Here is a 9,467-nt window from a genome sequence, read left to right as displayed (position 1 = left end):
TCGGCCGGGCGCTCCATGGACTCCTCGCGAGGGAACGCCGAGACGATGCGACCGGTGTCGGCGGCGTCGAGTCGTGCCTCGGTGCGCTGCACCATGCGGTGGAAGCGCTCGCGGATGGTGGGGTCGAGCCACACCGAGCGGGTGCAGTCGGCCACGTCGCCGCCGAAGTCGGCGCCCAGGTCGAAGTCGTCCGTGGTGTGGGTGCTCGACCCGTCGACGGAGGCGCCGGGGGCGAGGGAGAGCTCGACGAAGCGGCGCAGCCACTGCTCGTAGGTCATGGAGTCGAGGTCGCCGAAGTAGGGCTTGGCGGTGCCGTTGATCGCGGCGATGATCTCGTCGCGGCGGGCGGCGACGGCGTCGGCGTCACCGGCGACCTCGTCGAGGAGGCGCCCGGTGCGCGCGGCGGTGTTGTCGATCTCGTGGATGTCCGCACCGAGCTGGCTGCGGCCGGAGGCCATGCCGCCGTCGGCCTGGCCGGCACCGACCCAGGCGTCGACGCCGACGGTGTCGACGAGCATCTGCTTGACCTGGGGGCTGGTGGTGGCCTCGAGGGTGGCCATGGCGGCGGTGCCGACGAGGATGCCGTCGACGGGCATGGCCGGGTAGCCGTGGGCGTTGGCCCAGGACCCCGTCAGGTAGTCGGCCGCCCGCTCGGGGGTGCCGATGCCACCGCCGACGCAGAGGACGACGTTGGGCCGCTCGCGCAGCATGGCGTAGGTGGCCAACAGGAGGGCGTCGAGGTCCTCCCACGAGTGGTGACCGCCGGCGCGGCCGCCCTCGACCTGGACGATCACCGGCATGTGGGGGACCTCGGCGGCGATGCGCACGACCTGGCGGATCTGGGCGACGGTGCCCGGCTTGAAGCTCACGTGCCGCAGGCCGGCCTCGGTGAGCTCCTCGATGAGGGCGACCGACTCGTCGAGCTCGGGGATGCCGGCGGTGACGATCACACCGTCGAAGGGCACTCCCGCGGCGCGGGCACGCTGGACGAGACGCTTGCCTCCGACCTGCAGCTTCCACAGGTAGGGGTCGAGGAACAGCGAGTTGAACTGCGCGCTGCGACCGGGCTCGAGGAGCTCGGTGAGGCGCTGGGTGTTCTCGGCGAAGATCGCCTCGGTGACCTGGCCGCCGCCGGCGAGCTCGGCCCAGTGGCCCGCGTTGGCCGCGGCGGCGACGATCGCGGGATCCACGGTGGTCGGCGTCATTCCGGCGAGGAGGATCGGCGAGCAGCCGGTGAGGCGGGTGAAGGAGGTCTCCACGTGGACGCTGCCGTCGGGCAGGGTGACCAACTGCGGCTGGAACGCGGTCCACGGCCGCTCGATCGGCGGGGTCGCACCCGGGGTGAACAGGTTGCGCAGGCCGCCGCGGGTGGCGGCGGCGACCACGCCGACGCCCTGGCCGCGGATCACGGAGCGGTTGAGGCGGGTCAGCGCCTCGCCCGGGCCCATGTCGAGGATCCACTGGGCCCCGGCGTGCAGGGTCTCGGCCATCTCCTCGACCCAGTCGACCGGCTCGGCGAAGAATTGGCGGGCGAGGTGGGCGGCGCGGTCGGCGTCCAGGCCACAGCGCTCCGCCCAGCGGGAGACGACGTCGACGGCCGGGGCCATCGCGGGGTGGTGGAACCCGACCTCGACGTCGAGCGGGTCGAAGACGGGGGCGAAGATCTCGCCGCCGGTGAGCTTGGCCTCTCGGCGACGACGCGACTCAGCCTCGAGGTCGGCGCAGTGGCGACGCAGCTCCTCGAGATCGTCCGGTCGACCGACCACGACGTGACGGCGCTGCGCGTTGCGGATGGAGACGGTGGGGCGGATCGTGGCGTCGACGCCGGCGAACAGCTCGTCGACCAGCGTGCGCAGGTCCTCGCCGTCGATCCCCGACACTCCCACCATGGGGCTCGCCTCGCCGCGGCGGAACAGACCGACGCGCCGTCCGACCAGGGTGGCGGCGGCGCCGATGAGCTCGGCGACGGCCAGCAGCCGGTCGTCGATGGACCCGAAGGTCTCCACCGACTCGACGGCGAGGATGCCCTGGGAGTGGCCGACCACGGCCGCGGGGGTCGTGTCATTGACGTCGAAGCCCTCGGCGGCGAGAGCCCGCAGGGCACCCATCTGCGTGAGCAGCACCGCGGGCAGCGAGACCGCGGCAGCGGAGAGGGAGGCGTCGTCGGGCAGGTCCGCGCCGTCCTCGTCCTCACCGGTGGTGGTGTTGGCCCACTCGATGGGCCGGAAGCCGTGCGTGCGGACGACGGCGATCTCGTCGTGGACGGGCTCGGTCAACGCGACGGAGGCGTCGACGAGGTCCTGGAGCTCCGGTCCGATACCCGTGCCGTCGATGAGGTCGCTCAGCGCGTCGCGCCAGGCGATGCCCTGTCCACCGAAGGCGAGCGCATAGGCCGTGCCCTCACGGAGCTCGTCTGCGAGAGCGGGGGCGCCGCGGCGGGCGGCGAAGCCGGTCTCGAGCGGGCGGGGGGTGAGGTCGCGGTCATCGATCGTCACGTGGGGAACTCCTTGGGCACTGCGTCAGGGACATCGCGTCGGCCGGCCAGCGGTTACGGCGCAGGACACAGATTGCCACACGAACTTGAGGGGTTCCTCAGCTTGAGGGGGTACGCGCGACCGAAACACGCGACCCGGTGATCGCGCGTCGGGTGATCCGTGTCACATCCGGACATGACGCGAGCCTCATATCGACAGGTGAGGGGGGCCTCAGGTTTGCCGACGGTCCCGTTACCTGATCGTTATCTCGTTCTCAGGCGTTCCTCGACCCCCCACGGCGTGTCGCGGACGCCCCCCACGGCGTGTCGCGGACAGCGACCGGTTGCGTCAGGCGCCGCAGCGCAGGATCGCCATGGCGACCGCGTCGAGGCCTTCCGTGGGACACAGATCGGCGGAGAGGCGTCGCGGCCCCGACGTCCACTCGACATGCGCCGTCCGCACCGGAGCGCCGAAGGCGATGGTCACCAGTCCCCCGATGCCCGGTGTCCCGTCCGGCCCCAGGGCGCCGGCGCCGACCGTCTCGACACCCACCACTTCTGCGACGGTGGCGGGCCCCGGAGCGGGGATGAGGCTCACGTCGATCCGGGTCCCGTCGAAGGCCCCGACCCACACCGCGAAGGTTCCCGTCCCGTCCGCGCGAAGATCCAGGGTGTATCCGTGCGCGAACCACGACCCCGTCTCCTCCACGAGGTCGGCCGGCACCGGGACCGACGCCACCACGGGATCCTGCGCCGCAACGGGGGCCGGTGAGCCGGCCGGGCCTGTCGGGCTCGGAGCGGAGGCGATCGCCGGATTCACCGCCCCCACCGCGAGGACACCGGCGACGACCGCCGACGCCACCGCGCGGAATGCAGACGTGCGATTTTCCGCGCTTCGTGTGCCGATATCGGTCCTCATGGGCTTACCGTATTCCCACGAGTCACACATCTCGATGCAGCGATTGCGTCGATCCGGTCACCAACACGCAACGGCCGGGCTAGAAGTTGGTACACGCCGGGGACGCACGCACCGTCCCATGACAGGACCGCGCGGGCCCGCGGGCCCGCCCGTCGACAAGGAGTCGTCCCATGACACGACCAACCACCCGAAGCGGGGTGAAGCCGCGGGAGACGTTTTCCCGTCGCTCCGTCTTCGTCTTCGCCGCCATCGGCTCCGCCGTCGGCCTGGGCAACATCTGGCGCTTCCCGTTCGTAGCCTACGACAACGGTGGCGGCGCCTTCCTGCTGCCCTACTTGGTGGCACTTCTCACCGCGGGCCTCCCCCTGTTGTTCTTCGACTACGCCATCGGTCACCGCTTCCGCGGATCCGCCCCGTTGAGCTTCCGGCGGATGAACCGGTTCGCCGAACCCATCGGGTGGATCCAGGTCCTGGTCTCCTTCGTCATCGCGGTCTACTACGCGGTCATCATCGCCTGGGCCGCCAGCTACGCCTGGTTCTCCGTCGATGAGCGGTGGGGCTCGACCTACGAGGAGTCCGCGACCTTCTTCGCCGAGGACTTCCTCCGCGCGGGCAGTGGGTTCGGCATCGATTTCGTGCCGGGCATCGCCATCGTCCTCGCGGTGGTCTGGATCGTCACCCTCGGCGTCCTCCTCGCCGGCGTGCAGAAGGGCATCGGACGAACCGCGATGTTCTTCGTCCCGCTCCTGGTCGCTCTGTTCGCGGCCCTGGTGGTCCGCTCCCTCTTCCTCGACGGCGCGCTCGAGGGTCTCAACAACTTCTTCACGCCCGACTGGGGCGTCCTCACGGAGCGGTCCGTGTGGATCGCCGCCTACGGTCAGATCTTCTTCTCCCTGTCGGTCGGCTTCGGCATCATGCTGACCTACTCGTCCTACCTCAAGCGCAAGACCAACCTCACCAGCTCCGGTCTGGTCGTGGGCTTCTCCAACTCGGCGTTCGAGGTCCTCGCGGGCATCGGCGTCTTCGCCACCCTCGGCTTCCTGGTGACCACGTCGGCGGGAGCCGGCTGGGACGATGTCGGGGGCGGCCCGGGCCTGGCGTTCATCGCCTTCCCCGCCCTCATCTCGCAGATGCCGGGCGGGCCGATCTGGGGCGTCGTGTTCTTCGTCTGCCTCATCCTGGCGGGCCTCACGTCCCTGATCTCCATCACCGAGGTGGTCATCTCGTCCTTCCAGGACAAGATCGGGTCCTCGCGCACCGCGGCCACGCTGGCGGTGGGTGTCCCGATGGCCGCCATCTCCCTGCTTCTCATGCCCACAGAGACCGGCCTGCAGAATCTCGACATCCTCGACAAGTTCGTCAACAGTCTGGGCATCGTCGGCATCTCGCTCATCGCGTTGGTCGTGGTGATCTTCGGCATGCGCCTCGCCCCGCAGTTGCGCGATCACCTCAACTCGGTGTCCTCGTGGAGGGTGGGCACGTTCTGGATCGTGTGCCTGGCCGTCATCACGCCGCTCGTGCTCGGCTACTCCCTCATCCGCGAGATCATGACCCTGATCTCCGAACCGTACGAGGGGTACGAGGCATCCGTCCTCGGCGTCTGGGGTTGGGGCATGATCGCCACGATCCTCGTGCTGTCGGTGGTCCTGTCCCTCCTGCCGTGGCGCGGGTCCCGTCAGCTCGACGGCCCCCCGACGGTCGACGACGATCCGAGCGACTTCGCCTACGAGGAGGGCCTCACCCCTCCCGCCGCCGACCGCCCGTCCGGTGCGACGGCGTCCCCCCGCAAGACCAAGGAGGCCTGAGCAATGGATGCTCCCGCGATCATCATGATGGTCCTGTTCCTGCTCGTGATCTGGGGCGGACTCGTCGCCAGCATCGTCCACTACGTGAGCCACCCCGACGGGGTCGACGAGGGTGCCGTCCGAGAAGCGGCGGAACGCGGCAGGGGCTGACCCCGCCCAACCGCAGCTCCCGGCCCCGGTTCCGCCCACGGACCCGGGGCCGGGTCATTCCCGGCGGTCGCCCACCGCCGGGCCGTCGGAACCCGCCTCGTACTCCTCGAGCGGGACCCCGCCGGCCTCCCACGCCTCGATCACCGGAGTGAGGATCCGCCAGCACTCCTCGGCCACGTCACCGCGGACCGTCAGCAGTCGGTCGCCGTCGAGGATGCGTCCGAGGACCTCCCCGTACGGCAGCAGCTCGCTGTCCCCCAGGTCAGCGGACAGGCGGGTGCTCTCGAGCGTGAACCGGTCGTCGGCCGCGTTCGTCGCCAGGTCGAGGGACACCCGGTCGGGCGCGATCCCGATCGTCAGCCGGGTCGGCGGAACACCCCCCGAGAACGCCCCGGGCACGTGGCGCGGCGGCCGGAACGCCACCGTCACCCGCATCGAATCCTCGCCCAGCGCCTTGCCCGACCGCAGGAACACCGGCACCCCGGCCCACCGCTGGTTCCGTATCTCCAGGACGACCTCGGCGAACGTCTCGGTCCCCCGAGCCGGGTCGACGCCGTCCTCATCCGCGTAGGACACCACGTCCCTGCCACCCGCCCGCCCGGCGGTGTAGCGGCCCCGGCGCGAGGAGACGAGCGGATCGCCATCCCACACGCGCGTCGCACGCAGCGTGGTGACGATGAGGTCGTGGAGTTCGGTGGCGTCGAGGCGCGCGGGTGCATCCATCGTCGCCAGCGCCATCACCAGCAGCAGGTGGGACTGGAGCATGTCGACGAGCGCGCCCGCGGAGTCGTAGTACCCGGCGCGGCCCTCGAGGGCGAGCGTCTCGTCCGCGACCACGTCGATGCGCTCCACGTGTTCCGCGGTCCACACCGGCTCCATGATGCGATTGGCGAACCGCATGCCGAGGATGTTGAGCACGGTCGCCTCCCCGAGGAAGTGGTCGACCCGGTACACGCGGTCCTCTGGCACGAGGTCGGTGAGCAGTGCGTTCACCCTGCGCGCCGAGGCGAGGTCGTCGCCGAACGGCTTCTCCAGCGCGAACCGCACGTCGTCGCGCAGTGGGCGCCCGCGCAGGCCCTCACACGCTGCGGCCGTGACGGCCGGAGGGAGGGCGAAGTACAGCACCACCGGTCCGTCCAGCCCGTCGATGAAGTCGGAGAAGGCCTCGGCGTCCGTCACGTCCAGTTCGACGAACCGGGTCGAGTCCACGATCCCGTCGATCTGCTCCGGGGAGCGGTCCCCGGCGCGCAATGCATTGCGGACGAGGTCGCGCCAGTCGCCGTCGTCCATCCCGGACCGCCCGGAGCCGATGACGGTGACGTCGCGGTCGGGATCCGTGGCGAGCAGGGTCCCCAACCCGGGGAGCAGGAGTCGCTCGGTGAGGTCGCCACCGGCTCCCAGGATCGCGAGGGTGGGACGGTCGGTCGTGGTCGGCGACATGCCGCAGACGCTACCCGCGGGGCGGCGCCGCAGTAGCGTGTGACCATGGACACCAACAGCCCCGATGTCACGACCGACGCCCCCGCCGCCGAGCCCGCCGGGCAGGCCCCCGAGGAGATCCGTCACCTCATCCAACAGTGGAAGCGTCTCGACGAACTGCTCGCCGGGCTCAAGAGGGACGACTGGATCGCACCGACCCCTCTGCCGGGGTGGACCGTCCGCGATGTGGTGGCGCACGTGGCGGGCACCGAGCACCTGCTCGCCGGCGAGGAGGTCCCGGACATCGAGGTGCCCGCCTCCGCCCGCGAGTACGTGCTCAACCCGATCGCGGAGCTCAACGAGAAGTTCGTCCAGGAGGCGCGTCCGCTGGCTGTCGAGGACGCGTTCGAGGACTTCCGCGACGTCGTCGCCGAGCGCACGGAGCAGCTCTCCGAGATGAGCGCTGCAGACCTCGAGGCCGAGACCGACTCCCCCGTCGGCCGCGTCCCGTTCCGCCGTTTCATGGGCGTGCGGGTCTTCGACTGCTGGATCCACGAGGACGACATCCGGCAGGCCATCGGGATGCAGCATCACCTCGGCGGCGACATCGGACGGTTCGCGGTCGGGGAGATCGTGGGCGCCCTGCCCCGCATCGTCGGCAAGAAGGCCGCCGCGCCGGACGGCTCCCGGGTCCGGTTCCGCGTCACGGGCGAGGCGGGCACCGATCTGCCGCTGGCCACCGATGTCGTCGTGGACGGACGCGCAGCCCTCGCCGACGTCGACGACACCGCGCAGCCCACCGTGGAGTTGGTCTTCGACACCCCGACCTTCGTCCGCGCGGCGACCGGCCGGATCGTCGCCGAACCGGGCAGCGGCGTGGAGATCAGTGGCGACGAGGATCTGGGCCGGACGATCCTCGGGTCGCTGGCCTTCACCATCTGACGCCGCCGTCGCCCGTGTCCGGACCCCACATCGTCGTCATGGGCGTCTCGGGTGCCGGGAAATCGACGGTCGCCCGTGTGATCGCCGACCGCCTCGGTGCGCCGTTCCTCGACGCCGATGACGTGCATCCGCCCGCCAACCGCCGGAAGCTGAGCGCCGGTGAGCCCCTGACCGACGATGACCGCGCGCCCTGGCTGGCCGCGGTCCGGGACGGCATGCGGGAACGCGACCGGTCGACGGGCAGCGGCCCGGGGCTCGTCGTCGCGTGTTCGGCGCTGCGACGTGCCTACCGCGACATACTGCGGCAGGTGGAGCGCCCGGTGTTCTTCGTCGAACTCGGCACCGACCCCGAGCTCATCGCGGCCCGACTCGCCGCTCGCCGGGGGCACTTCGCGTCCCAGCGGATCCTCGAGTCCCAGCTGAGCACAGTGGAGCCGCTCGAGGCCGACGAGACCGGGATCGTCTGCCCGATCACGCTGCCGGCGTCCGAGATCGCGGACGAGGTCCTCGCCGCTCTCTGACCCTGTTCTGGCCCGCTGGCGCGCCCCCTCGCCGGCGGGTCAGTCGGCGCCCCGCCGGCGGGTCAGTCCGCGTCGCGTCGCGGCCACCCCGGGACGTCGTCGAGAACGGAGCCGTTGCCCAGCTGCGAACCGGTGATGACGCTCCTGCTCCCGTCGCTCTCCAGGATGACGGCGGCGGCCTCGCCGAGGTCCCCGATACCCGAGGAGCGGAGGGTCTGGCGGATGTCGGCGTGCGTGAGCCGGTGCCGCCCCAGCTGGTCGTCGAGGATGATCCCCTCGCGGACGAGCAGAGTCGGCTGTGCGGTGAGGGCCTTGCGCCCGCCCGGCAGTCGCCTCAACTGGGAGACGACGTACTGCAGCAGGACGAGCAGCGCCAGCGCGACCGCGCCCTCGGCCCACGACACGTCGGAGCTAAGGATGATGGTCGCCAGCGTCGAACCCAGCGCGACGGTGACGATGAAGTCGAAGGCGTTGAGCTGGGCGAGGGTGCGCTTGCCGAACGCCCGGATCGCCACCACGAGGAAGACGTACGCCGCGGCGCCCACGAGAAGTATCCGGAGGATGTCGGACCAGTTGTCGAACCACATGCCCGAACCGTACCGACCACGACGGTTCCTTCTACCTCTCCGACATCGGGGTGGCGAAGTGCTGGACGTAGAGATGAGCCTCCGGGAGACCCTGGTACGCGGCCGTCCGCAGGCAGACACCCACGCGGGTGAGGTCCGGATCGAGGATGTTCTCCCTGTGGCCCGGGCTCTGCATCCAGTTGGCGACCGGATCCGGACCGCCCGTGGACGAATAGAACAGGTTCTCGGCAGCCCTGGAGTAGCCGACACCGGCCTGCCGGATGAACGTGGACGGGCCGCCGCTGCCATCGGGCGCGGTGTGCCCCCAGTAGTCCCTCGCGATCATGTCGTCCGCTTTCGCGCAGGCACTGTCGCGGAGCCTCTCGCTGGCGTCCAGGGGCGGAAGGCCGTTCTCGCTCCGCTGTACGTTCGTCTCCGCTTCTACCGGGGACGGATCCGCCGGGGGCTCGACCGCAGCCTGATCCCCGGGGGCCTTCGACGAGAGGCCCCGGTCCACCGCGACATCCACCTGCGCGCAGCCGGCCACCACCGTCGAGGCGGCCAGGATCAACGACGCGGCCGCTGCTCTCGCGGCCATCCGGTTCCTCATCCTGATCACCCGATCCGAGTGGAAAGACCAGTGCGCCCGGGGAGACTTGAACTCCCACGTCC

Annotated in this window: 9 protein-coding genes; 4 read left to right on the top strand and 5 right to left on the bottom strand. The window is 70.8% G+C overall.

What is annotated here, in order from left to right:
- Together G6024_RS12945 and G6024_RS12940 are read right to left on the bottom strand one after the other, a co-directional pair.
- Nucleotides 1-2,495: fatty acid synthase subunit beta domain-containing protein (locus tag G6024_RS12945; protein WP_159148874.1), on the bottom strand; the 2,495-nt coding region annotated here is incomplete at its 3' end.
- 327 nt (nucleotides 2,496-2,822) lie between these two features.
- Nucleotides 2,823-3,392 carry a hypothetical protein gene (locus G6024_RS12940; RefSeq protein WP_182640379.1) on the bottom strand — a complete coding sequence of 190 codons (570 nt, stop codon included), beginning with the start codon at nucleotides 3,390-3,392 and terminating at the stop codon, nucleotides 2,823-2,825.
- 170 nt (nucleotides 3,393-3,562) lie between these two features.
- On the opposite strand from G6024_RS12940, the gene G6024_RS12935 reads away from it, so the two are divergent.
- Nucleotides 3,563-5,197, top strand: coding sequence for a sodium-dependent transporter (locus tag G6024_RS12935; RefSeq protein WP_159148873.1), 1,635 nt, complete (start codon nucleotides 3,563-3,565; stop codon nucleotides 5,195-5,197).
- A 3-nt stretch (nucleotides 5,198-5,200) separates the two neighbouring features.
- Entirely contained in the window at nucleotides 5,201-5,347 is a 147-nt protein-coding gene (locus G6024_RS12930; protein ID WP_082924111.1) for a methionine/alanine import family NSS transporter small subunit, read from the top strand.
- A gap of 54 nt (nucleotides 5,348-5,401) precedes the next feature.
- Here G6024_RS12930 and G6024_RS12925 read toward each other — a convergent pair whose 3' ends face one another.
- Complete coding sequence (locus G6024_RS12925; protein ID WP_159148872.1) at nucleotides 5,402-6,787, bottom strand: glucose-6-phosphate dehydrogenase; 1,386 nt, start codon at nucleotides 6,785-6,787, stop codon at nucleotides 5,402-5,404.
- 45 nt (nucleotides 6,788-6,832) lie between these two features.
- On the opposite strand from G6024_RS12925, the gene G6024_RS12920 reads away from it, so the two are divergent.
- Nucleotides 6,833-7,708, top strand: a complete 876-nt coding sequence (locus G6024_RS12920; RefSeq protein WP_067719876.1) for a maleylpyruvate isomerase family mycothiol-dependent enzyme — start codon at nucleotides 6,833-6,835, stop codon at nucleotides 7,706-7,708.
- Nucleotides 7,709-7,722: 14 nt separating this feature from the next.
- Nucleotides 7,723-8,229, top strand: a complete 507-nt coding sequence (locus G6024_RS12915) for a gluconokinase (protein WP_235027898.1) — start codon at nucleotides 7,723-7,725, stop codon at nucleotides 8,227-8,229.
- Between the two features lie 62 nt (nucleotides 8,230-8,291).
- Here G6024_RS12915 and G6024_RS12910 read toward each other — a convergent pair whose 3' ends face one another.
- Both G6024_RS12910 and G6024_RS12905 read right to left on the bottom strand, forming a co-directional pair.
- Nucleotides 8,292-8,816, bottom strand: coding sequence for a DUF421 domain-containing protein (locus G6024_RS12910; protein ID WP_067719879.1), 525 nt, complete (start codon nucleotides 8,814-8,816; stop codon nucleotides 8,292-8,294).
- Nucleotides 8,817-8,847: 31 nt separating this feature from the next.
- Nucleotides 8,848-9,467: CAP domain-containing protein (locus G6024_RS12905; protein WP_206683389.1), on the bottom strand; the 620-nt coding region annotated here is incomplete at its 5' end.

Source organism: Dietzia maris, assembly GCF_014144855.1.
Classification (GTDB): domain Bacteria; phylum Actinomycetota; class Actinomycetes; order Mycobacteriales; family Mycobacteriaceae; genus Dietzia; species Dietzia kunjamensis.
The sequence above is the reverse complement of the archived record's forward strand: the minus strand, read 5'-3'. Positions and strand labels throughout refer to the sequence as shown.